The organism is Xanthomonas hyacinthi (assembly GCF_009769165.1).
Taxonomy (GTDB): Bacteria; Pseudomonadota; Gammaproteobacteria; order Xanthomonadales; family Xanthomonadaceae; genus Xanthomonas_A; species Xanthomonas_A hyacinthi.
In genome coordinates this window covers 844945-863373 of sequence record NZ_CP043476.1, presented here as the reverse complement: position 1 = coordinate 863373, position 18429 = coordinate 844945, and the positions used below count along the sequence as shown (strand labels likewise).

The window sequence follows — 18429 nt, the reverse complement described above, 5'->3', positions numbered from 1 at the left end:
CGCCGCCGGCCGGGTTTTGCGGCGCCACCGCGCCGCCAGCGCGCGCCGCTGCGGCGGATGCCTCACTCGCACAGATCGCAGGCGCGCGCCTGCAGCACCTCCAGCACCCGCTCGGCGTCGATTTCCAGCAGCAGTCCGCGCTGCCCGGCGTTGAACCACAGGCTGCCCGGGGCGAGCGCCGACTGCTCGATCAGCACCGGCACCGGCCGCTGCTGGCCCAGCGGACTGATGCCGCCGACCTTGTAGCCGCTGCGGCGCTCGGCCTCGGCCACCTCCATCATCCGTGCCGATTTGCCGGCCGCGGCCGCGGCCAGTTTCTTCAGCTGCACGCGGCGATCGGAGGGCACCACCACGCACACCGCGCGGCTGTCGACCCAGACCATCAGGCTCTTCAGCACCCGCGCTGGCGGCAGGCCGAGCGCCTGCGCCGCCTGCAGGCCCTTGGCGCCGGCCTCGGCTTTGTAGTCGTAGGGATGCAGGCGATAGGCGACGCCGGCCGCGTCCAATGCCCGGGTCGCGCGGGTGGCCTTGGACATGGCGGTTCAGACGGGTTCGAAGCGGTTCGCGGCCACGTTCTTGCGCACCTTCTGCGGATCCCAGATCTGCCCGTTCATGGCGATGTAGACCCCGGCCGGCAGCGACTGCACCGCGCCAACCGCGCAGCCGATGTTGAATTCCGCGTCGGAGCCGCGGAAGCGCGCCGGGTTCAGCGCGCCGGTGATCACGATGGTCTTGTCGGCGATGCTCTGCAGCACCTTGCCGGTCTGCACCATCGAGTCGGTGCCGTGGGTGAGCAGCACGTGGCGCGCGGACTGCGCGGCGACGGTGGCGCGGATCAGCTCGCGGTCGGCGTCGGTGATGTGCAGCGAGTCCTTGCGGATGATCGGGATCACCGTGAAGCGGAAGGTCACGCCCAGTTCCTTGAGGATCTGGCCGATCTGCGGATCGCCGATCTGGTAGTCGGACTTGTCGTCGAAGTAGATCTTGTCGATCGTGCCGCCGGTGGTGACGATCAGGAGTTCTTCCATTGCCGGTTCCTAGAGCATGACGGGGCGCGGCCGCGGTCGCGCAAGGCCGCCATGATACCGGCAGGCCGGCGGCGGTCGCTCAGGGCGTGTCGCCGCCGGGCGGTTTGGCGCCGCGCTTGCGGGCGAAACGCGCGCGCAGTCCCGGTGCGCTGGACAGCCCGATCGCCAGCAACGCCAGCAGCAGTTCGGCCCAGGCGCAGGCGCGTTGCGGCGGATGGCTCCAGGCGGCCATCACCCCATGGCTGAACCAGAACAGCCCGAACACGCCGGCCCAGAAGCGCGCCACCGCCGAGCCGCGCAACACGCCGATCGCCAGCAGCAGCGGCGGCAGCGCGAACACCAGCAGCGCGGCGAGGCGATGGCGGTCGTCGTGGAACCAGGCCGCGTACAACAGCGCCAGCACCAGCAGCGTGGCTGCCAGCGCGTCACGCAGGCGGGCGGTGCTCATGGCGCCGCCAGGCGTTGCGCGATGCTTGCCAGGCGCCGGCCCAGCGCGCGCGCCAGCTGCGCTTCTTCCTCGCTGGGCTGCGGGTCGTCGTCGGCGCCGGCGACGTGGCTGGCGCCGTACGGGGTGCCGCCGCTGCGCGTGCTGCTGAGCAGCGGTTCGGTGTAGGGAATGCCGACGATCACGCAGCCGTGGTGCAGCAGCGGCAGATGCATCGACAGCAGCGTGGCTTCCTGGCCGCCGTGCAGCGAGGCGGTGGAGGTGAATACCGCCGCCGGCTTGCCGGCCAGGGTGGCGCTGGCCCATTCGGCGCCGAGGCCGTCGATGAAGTGCTTGACCGGCGCGGCCATGTTGCCGAACCGGGTGGGGCTGCCCAGGGCCAGGCCGACGCAGTCGCGCAGGTCGCTGGCGTCCACGTACGGCGCGCCGCTGTCGGGCACCGGCGGCGCGCTGGCCTGGGTGACCGCGGCCACCGCCGGCACCGTGCGCAGGCGCGCGGCTATGCCGGGCACTTCGCCGACGCCGCGCGCGATCTGCCGCGCCAGGCGCGCCACCGAACCGCCACGGCTGTAGTACAGGACCAGGATCTCGGCCATGCGGCCCTCGCTTGCTTGCACCAGAACGGCGGCCAGTATCGGCGATGCCGGCATCCGTGCGCATCGGGTACCCTTGCCCGATGCAGCCTTTGGACACGGTCAATCTCTGGACGGAGCGGGTGCGCGACCGCGCGCGGATGCGCAGCTTCGCCGGCTTCCTGTGGCGGCGCTTCCTCGACGACCGCCTGTTCCAGGCCGCCGCCTCGCTGGCCTACACCACGATCTTCGCGTTGGTGCCGCTGGCGATGGTGGTGTTCGGCGTGCTCTCGGCGTTTCCGGTGTTCGACCGCTGGAGCGACCAGCTCAGCGACTACATCTTCTCCAACTTCGTGCCGGCCGCGGCGCGTTCGGTGGAAGCCTATCTGCGCCAGTTCTCGGCCAGCGCCGGGCAGCTGACCAGCGCCGGCACGATCGCGTTGATGGTGTCGCTGTTGATCACCTTGAACAGCGTCGAGCAGACCTTCAACCGGATCTGGCGGGTGGTCTCGGCGCGGCCGCGGCTGACCCGCTTCCTGGTGTACTGGACGGTGCTGACCCTGGGCGCGCTGCTGGCCGCGGCGTCGCTGGCGGCGTCGGCGCGGTTCTTCGCGCTGCCGCTGTTCCGCACCAGCGAAGGCCGGCTGCTGGCGCAGATGGCGCTGGGCCTGGCGCCGGTGCTGATCGAATTCGTCTGCATCACGCTGGTGTACCGGGTGGTGCCGCACCACACGGTCAAGCTGCGCCACGCGGTGCCCGGCGCGCTGCTGGCGGTGGCGCTGCTGGAATTGGTGAAGTGGGGGCTGAGCCTGTACCTGGGCAGCTTCCAGTCCTACCAGCGCATCTACGGCACGGTCGCGTTCGTGCCGATCTTCCTGCTGTGGACCTACCTGAGCTGGATCGGGATCCTGCTCGGCGCCTCGCTGGCGTCCTCGATCGCCGCCTTCCGCTATCAGCCGGCGTCGATGCGGCTGCCGGCCGGCTACGAGATCTATGCCTTGCTGCGCCTGCTCGGGCGCTTCGCGCAGGCGCGCAGGGACGGCCACGGCCTGCACGAGGACCGGATCCTGCAGCTGGAGCCGATGCTGACCGATTCGCTGGTGCAGGAACTGCTGTGCGAACTGGAGCGCAGCTGCCTGCTCAGCCGTGCCGAGCATGGCGAATGGCTGCTGGCGCGCGACCTGGCCGACGTGCCGCTGACCGAACTCTACGAAAACTGCCAGCTGCGCATCCCGATCGCCGAAGCCTACCTGCCGTGCCGCGACGACGCGCTGGGGCAGGCGGCATGGCGCACGCTGGACGAATTGCGCATGCCGCTGTGCGACGTGCTGAAACGTCGCGTCGGCGACCTTTACACCGATATCGGAGACCTCGCATGACCTTGCGCATCCTGTTCCCATTGTTCGCCGTTGCCGCGCTGCTGGCGGGCTGCGATCGGCATCCTTCGCCCGCCGCCGGCACCGCGCCGGGCGCGTCGGCGCCTGCGGCTCCCGCCGCCCCGGCGGCACCTGCCGCGCCCGCTGCGCCGACCGCGCCCGCCGCTGGCGAAGGACCGAACGTGGTGCAGGAAACCCGGCCGCAGCCGACGCTGAAGGTGAAGGCGGTGGACGGCAGCGACTACGACCTGGCCGCGCATCGCGGGCAATGGGTGGTGGTGAATTTCTGGGCCACCTGGTGCGCGCCGTGCCTGAAGGAAATGCCGGAGCTGTCGGCATTGCACGTGATGCGCGACAACATCGAAGTGGTGGGCCTGGCCTACGAGGACATCGAGCCGGCGGAGATGCAGGCGTTCCTGAAGGAACACCCGGTGGCCTACCCGGTGGCGATCCTCGATACCTACGCGCCGCCGGCCGATTTCGCCACCCCGCGCGGGTTGCCGATGACCTATCTGATCGCCCCGGACGGCAAGGTCGCCAAGCAGTTCCTGGGCCCGGTCAATGCGCACGACATCGAGGCGGCGATCGCCGCGGCGGGCGGCAAGGTCGCCGGCCAGGCGAAGGCCGCGGGCTGATGGCGGCGGCGCGTTTCCTGGTCTGCGGCCGGGTGCAGGGCGTGTATTTCCGCGCCGCCACCCGCGAACGCGCGCTGGCGCTGGGGCTGGATGGGCAGGCGCTGAATCTGGCCGACGGCCGCGTCGACGTCGTCGCCGCCGGCGAGACCGCGGCGCTGGAGGCGCTGGCCGAGTGGCTGCAACACGGCCCGCCGACGGCGCGGGTCGAGCGCGTATTGCGCCAGTCATGGCCGGAGCCGGTGGCGGCGGGTTTCGCGATCGGGTGACATCCCGGAAACCTTGGCTGCTCGCTGTGGGAGGGACTTCAGTCCCGACGAGGCCTTGCCGGTAGCGCGTCGGGACTGAAGTCCCTCCCACAACCGCATGCCGCTGCAGAAGCAGTTTCAATCCGGCCGCGTCTTTGCGGAAACGTCCGGTCGCGGCTGAAGCCGCTTACAGAAAACCATTGCACCGTCAGTTGCGGACCGCATCATCGAGTCCGGAGTCCCCAATCCCCAATCCCGGCCTCACCCCAGATACGGCGGCAACGGCTGCAACAGGCCGAACTTCTCCTTGCGCGGCTTGTGCCGCAGCGGCGGCAGTTCCAGCTCCGGCTCCTGCAGCGGCGCCTCGGGCAATTGGTCGAGCAGGTGCCGGACCAGGGTCAGGCGGCCGCGTTTCTGGTCGTTGAAGTCGACCAGCGTCCACGGCGCGTGTTCGCGGTGGGTGGCGTCCAGCATCGCTTCGCGGGCGCGGGTGTAGTCGGCGTACTGGGCGCGCGACTGCAGGTCCACCGGCGACAGCTTCCAGCCTTTCAGCGGATCGTGCAGGCGCTCGGCGAAACGCTTCTCCTGCTGGTCCTGGTCCACGCACAGCCAGTACTTGAACAGGCGGATGCCGTCGGCGACCAGCAATTGCTCGAACAGCGGCGCCTGGCGCAGGAAGGCGTGGTATTGCGCATCGTCGCAGTAGCCCATGACCCGTTCCACGCCGGCGCGGTTGTACCAGCTGCGGTCCATCAGCACGATCTCGCCGGCGGCCGGCAGGTGCGCGACGTGGCGCTGGAAATACCACTGCGTGCTTTCGCGGTCGGTCGGCTTGGGCAGCGCCACCACCCGGCACTGGCGCGGGTTGAGGTGTTCGGCGATGGCCTGGATCGCGCCGCCCTTGCCGGCGGTATCGCGGCCCTCGAACAGCACCAGCACGCGTTCGCCGCTGTGCTGCAGCGCTTGCGCCAGCGCCACCAGTTCCAGTTGCAGCGGTTGCATCAATGCCTGGTACTGCTTGCGTTTGAGCTTGCTCATTTGCTGCGTCTGGTGCGGGTGCCGGCCATGCTGCGTGCCACTTCCAGCAGCGCGCCCTGCTGGCGGCTGTCGAGGGCGCGGTAGGCCTGCAGCAGATCGTGTTCGCCGCGGGTGCGGGCCGGGTCGAGCTGGCTGGCCAGTTCGCCGAGCAGCGCCCCGGCGGGGACGCCGAAGGCGCGCGCCAGCGCATTGAGCTGGTCGCGGCCGGGCATCTTTTCGCCGGCCAGCCAGGCCTTGACCGTGGCCGCGCCGGCGCGCGGGATGGCGGCGGCGATGTCCGCCGCGGTCATGCCGCTGGCCTTGGCCAGCAGGCGCAGGGTGGTATCCAGGGGCATGCGCGGTTCCAGGTCATTCCTTCAGGCGTGGGCGCAGCGTGGCCAGATTGCACGGCCGGGTGCGCGCGTCGAGCTGCGCGGCGACGATCTTTTCCCAGGCGGTGCGGCAGGCCGAGGTCGAGCCGGGCAGGCAGAACACGAAGGTGGCGTTGGCCAGGCCGGCGAAGGCGCGCGACTGCAGCGAGGAGGTACCGATCTCCTCGAAGCTGATCGCACGAAACAACTCGCCGAAACCGGGCATCTGCTTGTCCAGCAGCGGCAGCAGCGCTTCGGGGGTGGAGTCGCGGCCGGTGAAGCCGGTGCCGCCGGTGACCAGGATGCCGTCGACCTGCGGGTCGGCGATCCACGCCGACACCACCGCGCGCATCCGGTAGCGGTCGTCGGGCAGCAGCGCGCGCGCGTACAGCTGGTGGCCGGCCGCGCCGAGCACCGCCACCAGGTAGTCGCCGGAGCTGTCCTCGGCCAGGCGGCGCGTGTCCGACACGGTCAGCACGCACAGGTTCAATGCAATGAAATCGGCTTTGGCGCTCATGCCGGCAGCCTAGCGGCTCGCCCGGCCGGCGTACAGCCTGCCGCTGCGAATCGGTGCGGGCGGTACAGCAATGCAAATGCGATGGCGTGTTGGCAACGAGCGCAGATCGACTGCGGCACGCCTTGCCGCGCAGACGTGAACCGGCGCGCGATGGCGACGCCGGTTCAGGTGCGTCCGTGCGCCGGCTGCGCCGGCGCGCCGGGCCGGGCCAGCGCGCGCGGCCGGTAATGGGCCACGCTGGCTTCCGGATGGGACGCCAACGGCAGGCGCTCGGGGTCGCGCTGCAGGGCGCGACGCTGCGCGTCGGCACTGCTCCATTCGGCATAGTCGAGCAGGCCGCGACCGTCGGCGGACAGGTGCAGGTGCGAGGCGATCAGGCCGCGCAGCGCGTGCGCGCCATCCTGCAGCGCGGCGAAGGCGGCGTTGGCGTAGTGCTGCGCTTGCGCCGCGTCGCGGGTCGGCAGCCAGGTCACCACCACGCAGCCGGGCAGGCACTGCGGATCGGACACCCCGCTGCGGATGCGCCGGTAGCGCTGCAGGGTCAGTCGCGGCGCCGGCGCGCGCGGACGCAGGCTGCGGCCGAGCTGCGCGGTGGCGTCGCCGCCGCATTGCGCGTACAGCAGGTCCGGCGCTGCGCCCAGCGATTCCAGCCAGGCCAGGGCATGCAGGTCGCCGCCGGGGATGTCGCGCAAGCGCGCAAGCAGCGTCGCGCAGACCGGCGCCGAGGCGTGGGCGACAAGCACGCTGCGCGCATGCGGGGAGGTGAGATCGGGCGACAGGCGTGACGGCATCGGAGGCGTGCGCTAGCGGAAAGCGCGCAGTGTCGAACCTCGACCATGCTTGAGGTCAAGCGCGCGTGCGCTCCGTTGCGCTGCGTGTCGTGGTCGGCGCCGCGGGCTGGCGCTGCGCGCCCTACTGCGGCCCGCTCCAGCCATGCCGGCGCGCGGTGTCGCGCAACAGCGCGGCGAAGTCCGCAGCGAAGCCGCGCATGTCGAACAGGCCGGCGCTGGCGCGGCGCTGCTGCAGGGTGTCGCGCAGGGCGCGCAACGCGGCCGGGTCGCGGCCCAGCTGCACGGCCCTGGCGACGAAGGCGGTGTCGTCGGCGACGTTCATCTCGTCCATGCCCAGATGGTGGTTGAGGCTGCCGGCCACGCGCGCGGCGAAGGTCGCGCCGGGGCAGGTCAGCAGCGGGCAACCGGCCCACAATGCATCGGAGGCGGTGGTGTGCGCGTTGTACGGATGCGTGTCCAGGAACAGGTCGGCATGCCGGTAGCGGGCCAGGTAGTCGGCATGCGCCAGCTTGGGCATGAAGCGCAGCCGCGCCGGATCCAGCTCGGCACGGCGCGCGGCGTCGCGCAGCCGCGCATCGGCCTGGCCGGGGCCGGACAGCAGCCACAGCACGCTGTCCGGGACCTGGCGCAGCACCGCCAGCATCCGCGTCATGCTGCGCGGGGTCAGCTTGTAGCTGTTGTTGAAGCAGCAAAATACGGTGCCGTGTTCGGGCAGCCCGCAGTCGCGGCGCGATGGCGGCGCCTCGATGCGGCGGCTGTCGTCCGAGGGCTGGAACGCGCGCGGCAGGCGCAGCACGCGCTCGCTGTACTGGCTGGCCAGCGCCTCGGGTAGCGCGAACGCATCGCCGATGACGTAGTCGATCCATGGCGCGCCGGACGTGCCCGGGTAGGCCAGCCAGTTGATCTGCAGCGGTGCCGGGCGCAGCGCCAGCACTTCCGGCGCGCCGCCGCCGCCCCAGCCGCGCAGATCGAACAGCAGGTCGATGCCGGCGTCGCGGATGCGTTGCGCGATCGCCCGGTGCGGCTGTCCGGCGACGTCGTGCCAGGCGTGCGCAGCGGTTTGCAGGCGCGCGCGGATCGCGCTGCCGTCGTCGCGGTTCAACGCGAACAGCTGCAGCTGCAGGTCGGCCTGCGCGCGCAGCCGTTCGCACAAGGCCACGATCAGCAGCCCGGTGGGATGCGCGCCGAAGCCGTTGGACAGCAAGCCGATCTGCAATGGGCCGGCGCGGCGCAGCGGCGTCGCCGGCAACGGCGCCAGCGTGCGCGCCAATGCAAGCGCACGGTTGCGCGCGCACTGCAGTTGTTCGGCGGCAGTGGCGTCCTCGTTGAGGAAGGCGAACGGTTCGATCGCCGGATGGCCCTGGCGCACCGCGCCGCGGACCTGCTGCGACAGCGCGTCCAGCGCGCGCCAGTCGCATAGCTTGCGCCGCCAGTTCAGCAGGTGCGCGGCGATCGACGGTTCCTGCGGCAGCAGCGCATGCGCGTGCGCATAGGCGTGCGCGGCGGCTTCGGCCTCGCCGTTGTCCTCCAGCGCATGGCCCAGCCACAGGGCGATGCCCGGATGCTGCGGCGCGTGCTGCAGCGCCTGGCGCAACGCCGCGGCGGCCTCGGCGTGGCGGCCCTGGGTCCAGCGCACCCGGCCCAGCCGCGCCAGCGCTTCGGGATGCGCCGGGCGCAGTTGCAGCGCGTGCACCGCGGCCTGCTCGCCGGCGGCGAGCGCACCGGCGCCGAGTTCGGCGTCGGCCAGCATCACCCAGGCGATGAAATCCTGCGGGTCGCGGCGCACCGCGTCCTGCAAGCGCCGCAATTCGTCCGTCGCCGCGCCGTTCACGTGCGGGCGGCGGCAGCGGCCGGCGCGTGCGCATCGGCGCGGCGCACGTACACGTTCATGGGCTCTCGCTCAGCCGCGCCAGTTCGTCCACCTGGTGTTCGTGGCTCAGGCGCTGGATCAGCGCATCGAGATCGCCTTCGATCACGTTCGGCAGGTCGTACAGGGTCAGGCCTTCGACCCGGTGGTCGGTGATGCGGCCCTGCGGGAAGCTGTAGGTGCGGATGCGCTGGCTGCGGTCGCCGCTGCCGACCTGCAGCTTGCGGTCCTGCGCTTCGGCGGCCGCCTGCTTGCTGCGCTCGGCGTCGAGCAGTTGCGCCTTCAGCCGCTTCATCGCCTTGTCGCGGTTGGCGTGCTGGCTGCGCTCGGTCTGGCATTCGACCACCACCCCGCTCGGCACGTGGGTGATGCGGATCGCCGATTCGGTCTTGTTGACGTGCTGGCCGCCGGCACCGGAGGAGCGGAACGTGTCCACCTTCAGGTCGGCCGGGTTGATCGCGATCTCTTCCACGTCGTCGGCCTCGGGGATGATCGCCACCGTCGCCGCCGAGGTGTGGATGCGGCCCTGCGACTCGGTCGCCGGCACCCGCTGCACGCGATGCGTGCCGGATTCGAATTTGAGTTTGGAGTAGGCGCCGCGGCCGACGATGCGCGCCACGATCTCCTTGTAGCCGCCGTGTTCGCCGGGGCTGTCCGACTCCACTTCCACCTTCCAGCCCTGGCGCTCGGCGTAGCGCGCGTACATGCGGAACAGGTCGCCAGCGAAGATCGCCGCCTCGTCGCCGCCGCTGCCGGCGCGCACTTCCAGGAACAGGTTGCCGTCGTCGCGCGGATCGCGCGGCACCAGCAGTAGCGCCAGCTGTGCGTCCAGCGCGAGCAGGCGCGCCTGCGCGGCGGCGATTTCCTCTTCGGCCAGCTCGCGCAGCTCCGGATCGGCGCGCATCGCTTCGGCGGCGGCCAGGTCGGCCTTGGCCGCGGCCGCGTCGGCCAGCGCGGCGGCGACCGGCTCCAGCTGCGCGAATTCGCGCGAGTAGTCGCGGAAGCGCACGTTGTCGCTCACTACCTCGGGATCGGACAGCAGGCGTTCGAGTTCTTCGCGACGCTCGGCCAGCGCCTCCAGCTTACGGCGCAGGGTCGGTGTCATCGGTCTTCGGAATGGGATGGAGATAGCCCGGCTTTTCCGGGAACAGGCGCTCGGCGGCGCGGGCCAGCTCGGCATCGCCGCTCAGCGCCGCCTCGCGCAGCGCCGCGGTGGGCGGATGCAGCAGACGGTTGGTCAGGGTGTTGGCGAGGAATTCCAGCACCTCGTCGGCCGGCTTGCCGTTGGCCAGCTGCTGCCGCGCCTTGGCCAGTACCTCGTCGCGGGTGCTGTCGCCGTGCGCGCGCAGGCGCTTGAGCGGGGCCTGGCGGGTGCTGGCCTGCAGCGTCTCGATGTAGCGCAGCACCTGCAGGTCGATGATCGCCTCGGCGGCCGCGGCCGCTTCGCGGCGGCCGCGGCGATTGTCCTCGACCGCGCGTTCCAGGTCGTCCACGGTGTACAGATAGGCATCGGCCAGCTCGGCCACGCCGGCTTCGATGTCGCGCGGTACGGCCAGGTCGAACAGCAGCATCGGCTTGTGCTTGCGCGCGCGCAGCGCCTGCTCGACCTGCGCCCGGGTCACCACCGGCTCGCGTGCGGCGGTGGCCGAAAACACCACGTCGGCCTCCTGCAGATGCCGCCCCAGCTCGCTCAGCGGCAGCGCCACGCCGCCATGGCGGCTGGCCAGTTCCTGGGCGTGGGTGAGGGTGCGGTTGGCGATCAGCAGGCGCCGCACGCGGCCTTCGCTGAGGTGCTTGGCGGCCAGTTCGATGGTCTCGCCGGCGCCGACCAGCAGCACCGTCGATTCGCTGAGCCGGGCGAAGGAGTTCTGCGCCAGGCGCACCGCGGTGGAGGCCACCGACACCGGATTGGCGCCGACCCGGGTATCGGTGCGCGCGCGCTTGGCCACCGAGAAGGTCTGCTGGAACAGCCGGTCCAGGCGGTTGCCCATCGCCCCGTGTTCGCGCGCCAGCGCCCAGGCGTCCTTGACCTGGCCGAGGATCTGCGGCTCGCCCAGCACCATCGAGTCCAGCCCGGTGGCGACGCGGAACAGATGCCGCACCGCATCGGCGTCCTGGTGCTGGTACAGGTAGCCGTGCAGGCCGGCCGCGTGCGAATCGAGCCAGTCGGCCAGGCTCTGCGCGTCGTCGGCGATCGCGTACAGCTCGGTGCGGTTGCAGGTGGACAGCAAGGCGGCCTCGGCGACGTTGGGCAATGCGCGCAGCGAATGCAGCGCGCGCGGCAGCGCGTCGCCGGCGAACGCCACCCGTTCGCGCAGGTCGACCGGCGCGGTCTGGTGGTTCAATCCGAGCACCCACAACGTCATCTGTTCAGTTGCTTGCGATAAGCTGCTGGCCATTCAGGGCCCCATTTTACGGCCCGGTTGCCCCCGATGCCCGCATTGATTCGCATCCGTATCGTTCTATTGCTGTCCGCGCTCGCCGCGCTGCCCGCCACCGGCGCCGCGGCGGCCATGCCGACGACCACCGCCAAGCTGCCGCCGAGCGCCGCGCCGGCCTCGCTGACGCCGGTGCTGGCCGGCGAATTCGCGCTGCAGGCCGGGCAGCTGATCGATGCCTCGCACTGGTACCTGGAGGCGGCGAACGACGCTCCCGGCGATGCCGGCCTGGCCGAGCGCGCGACCCGTATCGCGATGCTGGCCAACGACAACGCGGCCGCGACGCAGGCCCTGGCGCTGTGGCGCCAGCGTGCGCCGGAGTCGCTGCCGATGCGCAGTGCCGAGGCCTCGCTGGCGCTGCGCAACGGCAACCTGCGCCAGGCGCGCGGCCTGCTGCTGGCGCTGCTGCGCGACAAGGACCCGCGCGGCTGGCGCTATGCGCTGGTGGCGCTGGTCAGCGGCAACCGCGATCCGGAGGTGGCGGCGAAGGTGCTGGACCAGTTGCTCGACGCCAACGCCATCCCCGACCAGCTCGAGGCCTGGCAGGAGTTCGGGCGCCTGGCGCTGCGCCTGGAGCAGCCGCAGCTGGCCGAGCGCATCGTCGACCAGCTGGTCAAGCGTTTCCCGGAAGAGCCGCGGGTCGCCCTGCTGCACGCCACCCAGCTGCAACAGGCCGGCAAGACCGAGCAGGCGCGTGCGCTGCTGCAGGGCGTGGAGCCGAAAGCGCCGCGCGACCCCGAGCTACGTGGTGCGCTGGCCTACGCCTACGACGCGATCGGCGATACCGCCGCGGCGGCGCGGGTGCTGGCGCTCGGGCCGCAGGACACCCAGAACTACGGCCTGCGCGCCTCGATGCTGGCCAAGCTGCAGGACAATGCGGCGCTGAGCGCGCTGTACGAGGAATTGCGCAAGGGCGCGGCGCAGCCGGATCCGGAGCGGCGCCTGCTGCTCGGCAAGATCGCCGAGTTCCTGAAGCGTTACCAGGAAGCGGTGACCTGGTACCGCGGCGTGCCGGGCGGCCCGCGGCGTAACGAAGCGCGGCTGCGCGCCGCCGGCGCGCTGTACGAGTTCGGGCAGAAGGAGGCCGCCTTCAGCGAGGCGCGCGCGCTGCAGGACGATGCCGAGGCCGACGACGCCGCGCGCCGCGACGCCTACGTGCTGGAGGCGGAATTGCGCCAGCGCAGCGGCGACGACGACGGCGAGCTGCAGGTGTTCGAGCGCGGCCTGGCCGCCTATCCGGACGACAACGCGCTGCTCTACGCGCGCGGCCTGGCCTGGGAGCGGCGCGACCGCATCGATCGCGCCGAGGCCGACCTGCGCAAGATCCTGGTCACCGAGCCGGAGAACGTGGCCGCGCTCAACGCGCTCGGCTACACCCTGGCCGATCGCACCCACCGCTATCGCGAGGCCTTGCAGCTGATCGACCGCGCACGCACCGCCGATCCGGACAACGCCGCGATCATCGACAGCTACGGCTGGGTGCTGTACCGGCTGGGCAAGACCCAGGAAGCGCTGGTGCAGCTGCGCCGCGCCTGGACCCTGTTCAAGGATCCGGAGATCGCCGCGCACATCGGCCAGATGCTGTGGGAGCAGGGCAAGCGCGAGGAGGCCAACAAGTACTTCGACGAGGCGCGCAAGCTCGATCCGAAGAATCGCGCGTTGCAGCGGGCGATGGACCAGGTCGCGCCGTGAGGCCGGCGTTGCGCGCGGCATGGGCGCTGACGGCGCTGCTGGCGCTGGCCGGCTGTACCTCGCTGGCGCCGCGGCAGGCGCCGCCGGCTGCGGCCGCGCCGCGCGGCGCGGCGGCGCGGCAGGCCGACGCCGCGCGCACGGCATGGCTGGACGCGCATCCGCAGTGGACGTTCCAGGGCCGGGTGGCGATCACCAAGGGCCGCAATGGCGGCAGCGGGCGCATCGATTGGACGCAGCAGCAGCGGCAGTACCAGGTCGAACTCAGCGCGCCGGTGACCCGCCAGAGCTGGCGCCTGAGCGGCGACAGCCAGCGCGGCGGCGGCCGTTTGGAGGGATTGGAAGGCGGTCCGCGCGCGGGCGCGGACGCGCAGCACGTGCTGCGCGAGGCCACCGGTTGGGAGATTCCGGTCAATCTGCTGCCGGATTGGGTGCGCGGGCAGGTCGCGGTGGACGCCGGCGCACCCGAGCAGGTCGGCTACGACGCCGAAGGGCGTTTGCAGACGCTGCGGCAGATGGGCTGGGAGATCCAGTTCCAGGAGTGGTACCCGCCCAGCGACGGTCGCCCGGCCCTGCCGCGGCGCATCGAGGCGCGCAACGGCGACGCCAAGGTGCGGCTGCTGCTGGACCAGTGGGACTTCGCCGCGCCATGAGCGCGGCGGGGAAGGAGGGCTGGTCGGCCTGGCCGGCCCCGGCGAAGCTGAACCTGTTTCTGCAGATCACCGGCCGCCGCGCCGACGGCTACCACGAGTTGCAGACCGTGTTCCGCCTGCTCGATTGGGGCGATACGGTGCATCTGCGGCTGCGCGGCGATGGCGTGGTGGCGCGGCGCGGCGCCTCCGCGCCTGGCGTCGCGGAGGCCGACGACCTGTTGGTGCGCGCCGCGCGGCTGCTGCAAAAAGAGGCCAAGATCGCCCAAGGTGTCGATATCCGCATCGAAAAGCGCATTCCGACGGGCGGCGGTTTCGGCGGCGGATCGTCCGACGCGGCGACTGCGCTGGTCGCGCTGAATGCGTTGTGGCGCGCCGGATTGGACGAGGACGCGCTGGCTGCCCTGGGCCTGGCGCTGGGCGCGGACGTGCCGGTGTTCGTGCGCGGACGCGATGCCTGGGCCGAAGGCGTGGGCGAGCGGCTGACCCCGCTGCCGCTGCCGCCGGCCTGCTATGTGCTGGCCGATCCGGCGGTTCACGTGCCCACCGCGGCGCTGTTCCAGGCCCCGGATTTGACGCGGGATGCCGCGCCCGCGAAAATGGCGGACTTCGTTTCAGGTTTCCTGCTCGGCAATGCGTTCGAGCCGGTGCTGCTCCGCCGCGAACCGGCCATCCAGGCCACGTTCCAGGCGCTCGCGCAGATCGGCACGCCGCGCCTGACCGGGTCGGGGAGCGGGTGTTTCGTCGAGTTCGCCGATCGCGCTGCCGCCGTGCGCGCGCTGGCGGCCTTGCCGGACGGGTTGCGCGCCTGGGTGGCTGGCGGCGTGACCCGCTCGCCGCTGCTCGACGCGCTGGAGGCATAGCAACAGTTTCATGCAGGGGCGTCGCCAAGAGGCCCAAGGCACCAGGTTTTGATCCTGGCATTCGTAGGTTCGAATCCTACCGCCCCTGCCATATATGCGAGTCCCTCGCAACAGCCCGCACATCCGTGTGCGGGGATTCAACGGGGCGAGTCCCTCGCAACAGCCCGTACATCCGTGTGCGGGGATTCAACAGGTAGGAGCGTCGCTCCTCCTGGGTTCTTCCGGTTCCATGCTGTTTCTTCGTTGCACGTTCTTCGCCGCCGCCGCCCGAGACACTCCTCATGCAAGATCAACGCAACCTGCTGGTGTTCTCCGGCAACGCCAACAAGCTGCTTGCCAAGAGCATCTGCAAGGAACTGGGCGTGCGTCCGGGCAAGGCGATGGTGTCGCGCTTCTCCGATGGCGAAGTGCAGGTGGAGATCGAGGAGAACGTGCGCCGGCAGGAAGTGTTCGTGATCCAGCCGACCTGCGCGCCCAGCGCGGAGAACCTGATGGAGCTGCTGGTGCTGATCGACGCGCTCAAGCGCGCCAGCGCCGCTAGCGTCACCGCGGTGGTGCCGTACTTCGGCTATTCGCGGCAGGATCGGCGCATGCGCTCCTCGCGCGTGCCGATCACCGCCAAGGTCGCGGCGAAGATGTTCACCGCGGTCAACGCCGACCGCGTGCTCACCGTGGACCTGCACGCCGACCAGATCCAGGGCTTCTTCGATATCCCGGTCGACAACGTCTACGCCTCGCCGCTGCTGCTGGCCGACATCTGGCGCGCCTACGGCACCGACAACCTGATCGTGGTGTCGCCGGACGTGGGCGGCGTGGTCCGCGCCCGCGCCGTGGCCAAGCGCCTGGACGACGCCGACCTGGCGATCATCGACAAGCGCCGCCCGCGCGCCAACGTGTCCACGGTGATGAACATCATCGGCGATGTCGAAGGCAAGACCTGCGTGCTGGTCGACGACATCGTCGATACCGCCGGCACCCTGTGCGCCGCCGCGGCCGCGCTGAAGGCGCAGGGCGCGCTGAAGGTGGCCGCGTACTGCACGCATCCGGTGCTGTCCGGTCCGGCGGTCAGCAACATCGGCAATTCGCAGCTCGACGAGCTGGTCGTCACCGACACCATCCCGCTGTCGGACGCCGCGCGCGGCTGCAGCAAGATCCGCCAGCTCAGCGTCGCCGAGCTGCTGGCCGAAACCATCCGCCGCATCGCCTTCGGCGAGTCGGTAAGTTCGTTGTACGTCGATTAAGGCTGGGAATGGGGAATCGGGAATAGGGAATCGCGAGCGCGCATCCGGCGTTTGATTTTTCCATTCTCCATTCCCGATTCCCCACTCCCGGCTTCACAGACTCTTCTGGTCGCGGAAGAGTCCTCAAAACCGCCGCGAGGCGGTTCATTCAACCAAGGTAGTAAACGCAAATGGCAACCACACATGAAATCAAGGTTCAGCGCCGCGAGGTCGAGGGTAAGGGTGCGAGCCGCCGCCTCCGTCGCGACGGCCTGATCCCCGCCATCGTCTACGGTGGCGAACTGAAGCCGGTCAACATCGAGCTCAACCACAACGAAGTCTGGCTCGCCAGCCAGAACGACTGGTTCTACTCGTCGATCCTCAGCCTGAGCCTGAACGGCGACATCCAGAAGGTGCTGCTGCGCGATATGCAGCGCCACCCGTTCAAGCAGCTGATCATGCACATCGACTTCCAGCGCGTGAACGACAACGAGGCGCTGCACGCCTCGGTGCCGCTGCACTTCCTCAACGAGGAAACCTCGCCGGCCGGCAAGTCGGCCGAAGTCGTCGTCACCCACGAGCTGAACGAGATCCAGGTCGTGTGCCTGCCGAAGGATCTGCCGGAGTTCGTCGAAGTCGACCTGTCCGCGCTGTCGGTCGGCGACGTGATCCACCTGTCCGACCTGAAGCTGCCGGCCGGCGTCGAGCTGCCGGAACTGAAGCTGGGCAAGGAGCACGACGTGGCGGTGGTCATCGCCAAGCACGGCCGTGTCGAGGCCGAGCCGGAAGCGGTCGAGGCCCCGGCCGCCGTCGAGCCGGCGAAGAAGGACGGCAAGTAATCGCCTGCGCAGCGCCCGGACCTCGCGGTCCGGGCGCTGCGGCGATGCTGCGGCATGACTGGTCTGCGTCTGATCGTCGGTCTGGGCAATCCCGGAGCCGAACACGCGAACACCCGGCATAACGCCGGGTTTCGTTTTGTCGAACACCTGGCCGAGCGGGCCGGCGCGCGCTGGAGCGTGGACGCCAAGCTGTTCGGCGAAACCGCCAAGGTCGAGGTGGCCGGACAGGCGGTGTGGCTGCTGAAGCCGGCCACCTTCATGAATCTCAGCGGAAAATCGGTGACCGCCGCGTTGCGCTACTGGAAGATCGAACCGGCGCAGGCGCTGCTGGCGCACGACGAACTGGATCTGGCGCCGGGCACGGCGCGGCTCAAGTTCGACGGCGGCCATGGCGGGCAGAACGGCTTGCGCGACACCATCCGCCTGCTCGGGCATGCCGGCTTCCACCGGCTGCGCATCGGCATCGGCCATCCCGGGCACAAGGACAGGGTCGTGCCCTGGGTGCTGGGGCGTGCCGGCAAGGACGAGCAGATCCTGATCGACCGCGCCATCGACGACGCCATCGCGGTGCTGCCGCTGGCGGTGCAGGGCGATTTCAACGAGGCGATGAAGCGCTTGCATACGCAAGGGAAGTAGGGAATGGGGAATGGGGAATGGAAAGGTGGCTATGCTTTTCCGATTCCCTATTCCCGATTCTCCATTCCCGGATTACAAACATGGGCATCAAATGCGGCATCGTCGGCCTGCCCAACGTCGGCAAGTCGACCCTGTTCAATGCGCTGACCAAGGCGGGCATCGCGGCGGCCAACTTCCCGTTCTGCACCATCGAGCCGAATGTCGGCGTGGTGCCGGTGCCGGATCCGCGGCTGGGCGAGCTGGCCAGGATCATCAATCCGCAGAAGGTCGTGCCGACCGCGGTCGAGTTCGTCGACATCGCCGGCCTGGTCGCCGGCGCGGCCAGCGGCGAGGGCCTGGGCAACAAGTTCCTGGCGCACATCCGCGAGGTCGATGCGATCACCCACGTGGTGCGTTGCTTCGAGAACGGCGACATCATCCACGTCAACAACAAGGTCGATCCGATCTCGGACATCGAGACCATCGATACCGAGCTGGCGCTGGCCGATCTGGACAGCGTCGAGAAGGCGCTGAACCGCGCCGAGCGCAGCGCCAAGGGCGGCGACAGGGACGCGGCCGCGCGCAAGCCGGTGCTGGCCAAGCTGCAGGCCGCGCTGGCCGACGGCAAGGCCGGGCGCAGCGCGGGCCTGGACGAGGAGGAGAAGGCGCTGGTGCGCGATCTGTTCCTGCTCACGCTCAAGCCGGTGATGTACATCGCCAACGTGCTCGAGGACGGATTCGAGAACAACCCGCACCTGGACGCGGTGCGCGCGCGCGCCGCCACCGAGGGCGCCGAAGTGGTGCCGGTGTCGGCGGCGATCGAGGAAGAGCTGTCGCAGCTGGACGACGCCGACCGCGACACCTTCCTGGCCGACCTGGGCCTGGCCGAGCCGGGCTTGAACCGGGTGATTCGTGCGGCGTATGCGCTGCTCGGGCTGCAGACCTATTTCACCGCCGGCGTCAAGGAAGTGCGCGCGTGGACGGTGAAGGCCGGCTCGACCGCGCCGCAGGCCGCCGCGGTGATCCACACCGACTTCGAGAAGGGCTTCATCCGCGCCGAAACCATCGCCTACGACGACTTCATCAAGTACAAGGGTGAAGCCGGCGCGCGCGAGGCCGGGCGGCTGCGCCTGGAGGGCAAGGAATACCGCGTGCAGGAAGGCGACGTGCTGCATTTCCGCTTCAACGTCTGACCCGCCTGCGTGCGCCTGCGCCCGCTGCCGGGCGCGGCGCGCGCGGCGCGCGTTTCCT

Annotated in this window: 21 protein-coding genes and 1 tRNA gene; 11 read left to right on the top strand and 11 right to left on the bottom strand. The window is 70.5% G+C overall.

The features are described 5' to 3' along the window. Positions 1 to 62: 62 nt before the first annotated feature. The 4 genes from ybaK to wrbA form a co-directional block, all read right to left on the bottom strand. Positions 63 to 536 carry a Cys-tRNA(Pro) deacylase gene (gene ybaK / locus FZ025_RS04045; RefSeq protein ID WP_046979366.1) on the bottom strand — a complete coding sequence of 158 codons (474 nt, stop codon included), beginning with the start codon at positions 534 to 536 and terminating at the stop codon, positions 63 to 65. 6 nt (positions 537 to 542) lie between these two features. Continuing rightward, positions 543 to 1028: an asparaginase domain-containing protein gene (locus FZ025_RS04040; RefSeq protein ID WP_046979367.1), complete on the bottom strand. Its 486-nt coding sequence runs from the start codon at positions 1026 to 1028 to the stop codon at positions 543 to 545. Positions 1029 to 1107: 79 nt separating this feature from the next. Further along, positions 1108 to 1476 (bottom strand): DUF2069 domain-containing protein, encoded by a 369-nt coding sequence (locus FZ025_RS04035; RefSeq protein ID WP_046979368.1) that lies wholly within the window; start codon positions 1474 to 1476, stop codon positions 1108 to 1110. Then, positions 1473 to 2069: an NAD(P)H:quinone oxidoreductase gene (wrbA, locus tag FZ025_RS04030; RefSeq protein WP_046979373.1), complete on the bottom strand. Its 597-nt coding sequence runs from the start codon at positions 2067 to 2069 to the stop codon at positions 1473 to 1475. The genes FZ025_RS04035 and wrbA overlap by 4 nt, the downstream gene beginning before the upstream one ends. 80 nt (positions 2070 to 2149) lie before the next feature. On the opposite strand from wrbA, the gene FZ025_RS04025 reads away from it, so the two are divergent. The 3 genes from FZ025_RS04025 to FZ025_RS04015 are packed head-to-tail and all read left to right on the top strand — an operon-like array spanning position 2150 to position 4322. Further along, positions 2150 to 3424, top strand: a complete 1275-nt coding sequence (locus FZ025_RS04025; protein ID WP_046979369.1) for a YihY family inner membrane protein — start codon at positions 2150 to 2152, stop codon at positions 3422 to 3424. Then, the gene (locus FZ025_RS04020; RefSeq protein WP_386269543.1) at positions 3421 to 4056 is read left to right on the top strand and encodes a TlpA family protein disulfide reductase; all 636 of its coding nucleotides are present in this window, start codon (positions 3421 to 3423) and stop codon (positions 4054 to 4056) included. Before FZ025_RS04025 ends, FZ025_RS04020 begins: the two co-directional genes overlap by 4 nt. Further along, entirely contained in the window at positions 4056 to 4322 is a 267-nt protein-coding gene (locus tag FZ025_RS04015) for an acylphosphatase (protein ID WP_046980477.1), read from the top strand. Before FZ025_RS04020 ends, FZ025_RS04015 begins: the two co-directional genes overlap by 1 nt. 240 nt (positions 4323 to 4562) lie before the next feature. Here FZ025_RS04015 and ppk2 read toward each other — a convergent pair whose 3' ends face one another. The 7 genes from ppk2 to hemA form a co-directional block, all read right to left on the bottom strand. Beyond that, entirely contained in the window at positions 4563 to 5339 is a 777-nt protein-coding gene (gene ppk2, locus FZ025_RS04010; protein WP_046980478.1) for a polyphosphate kinase 2, read from the bottom strand. After that, positions 5336 to 5674, bottom strand: coding sequence for a helix-turn-helix domain-containing protein (locus tag FZ025_RS04005; RefSeq protein ID WP_046980479.1), 339 nt, complete (start codon positions 5672 to 5674; stop codon positions 5336 to 5338). Before FZ025_RS04005 ends, ppk2 begins: the two co-directional genes overlap by 4 nt. A 13-nt stretch (positions 5675 to 5687) precedes the next feature. Continuing rightward, entirely contained in the window at positions 5688 to 6206 is a 519-nt protein-coding gene (moaB, locus tag FZ025_RS04000; RefSeq protein ID WP_046980480.1) for a molybdenum cofactor biosynthesis protein B, read from the bottom strand. A 164-nt stretch (positions 6207 to 6370) separates the two neighbouring features. After that, the gene (locus FZ025_RS03995) at positions 6371 to 6997 is read right to left on the bottom strand and encodes an antibiotic biosynthesis monooxygenase (protein WP_146093496.1); all 627 of its coding nucleotides are present in this window, start codon (positions 6995 to 6997) and stop codon (positions 6371 to 6373) included. Between the two features lie 121 nt (positions 6998 to 7118). Continuing rightward, on the bottom strand, positions 7119 to 8828 hold the full coding sequence (locus FZ025_RS03990) for an O-linked N-acetylglucosamine transferase, SPINDLY family protein (RefSeq protein ID WP_046980481.1): 1710 nt from the start codon (positions 8826 to 8828) through the stop codon (positions 7119 to 7121). A 55-nt stretch (positions 8829 to 8883) separates the two neighbouring features. Further along, complete coding sequence (gene prfA / locus FZ025_RS03985) at positions 8884 to 9969, bottom strand: peptide chain release factor 1 (protein ID WP_046980482.1); 1086 nt, start codon at positions 9967 to 9969, stop codon at positions 8884 to 8886. After that, positions 9947 to 11230 carry a glutamyl-tRNA reductase gene (gene hemA, locus FZ025_RS03980; RefSeq protein WP_046980483.1) on the bottom strand — a complete coding sequence of 428 codons (1284 nt, stop codon included), beginning with the start codon at positions 11228 to 11230 and terminating at the stop codon, positions 9947 to 9949. Before hemA ends, prfA begins: the two co-directional genes overlap by 23 nt. 66 nt (positions 11231 to 11296) lie before the next feature. Here hemA and FZ025_RS03975 point away from each other — a divergent pair, with 66 nt between their 5' ends. From FZ025_RS03975 to ychF, 8 genes are all read left to right on the top strand, one after another. Next, positions 11297 to 12994 (top strand): tetratricopeptide repeat protein, encoded by a 1698-nt coding sequence (locus tag FZ025_RS03975; protein WP_046980484.1) that lies wholly within the window; start codon positions 11297 to 11299, stop codon positions 12992 to 12994. Further along, positions 12991 to 13644, top strand: coding sequence for a lipoprotein insertase outer membrane protein LolB (gene lolB, locus FZ025_RS03970; protein ID WP_046980485.1), 654 nt, complete (start codon positions 12991 to 12993; stop codon positions 13642 to 13644). The genes FZ025_RS03975 and lolB overlap by 4 nt, the downstream gene beginning before the upstream one ends. Then, positions 13641 to 14504 carry a 4-(cytidine 5'-diphospho)-2-C-methyl-D-erythritol kinase gene (gene ispE / locus FZ025_RS03965; RefSeq protein WP_104557649.1) on the top strand — a complete coding sequence of 288 codons (864 nt, stop codon included), beginning with the start codon at positions 13641 to 13643 and terminating at the stop codon, positions 14502 to 14504. The genes lolB and ispE overlap by 4 nt, the downstream gene beginning before the upstream one ends. Before the next feature lie 14 nt (positions 14505 to 14518). Continuing rightward, positions 14519 to 14595: transfer RNA gene (locus FZ025_RS03960), tRNA-Gln, on the top strand. 190 nt (positions 14596 to 14785) lie between these two features. Further along, positions 14786 to 15745 (top strand): ribose-phosphate diphosphokinase, encoded by a 960-nt coding sequence (locus FZ025_RS03955; protein WP_046980487.1) that lies wholly within the window; start codon positions 14786 to 14788, stop codon positions 15743 to 15745. Positions 15746 to 15915: 170 nt separating this feature from the next. Beyond that, positions 15916 to 16563: a 50S ribosomal protein L25/general stress protein Ctc gene (locus FZ025_RS03950; RefSeq protein WP_046980488.1), complete on the top strand. Its 648-nt coding sequence runs from the start codon at positions 15916 to 15918 to the stop codon at positions 16561 to 16563. A 54-nt stretch (positions 16564 to 16617) separates the two neighbouring features. Further along, a complete protein-coding gene (pth, locus tag FZ025_RS03945) occupies positions 16618 to 17199 on the top strand; it encodes an aminoacyl-tRNA hydrolase (protein ID WP_046980489.1) in 582 nt (193 codons plus the stop codon). An 80-nt stretch (positions 17200 to 17279) separates the two neighbouring features. Beyond that, positions 17280 to 18371, top strand: coding sequence for a redox-regulated ATPase YchF (gene ychF / locus FZ025_RS03940; protein ID WP_046980490.1), 1092 nt, complete (start codon positions 17280 to 17282; stop codon positions 18369 to 18371). Positions 18372 to 18429 lie beyond the last annotated feature (58 nt).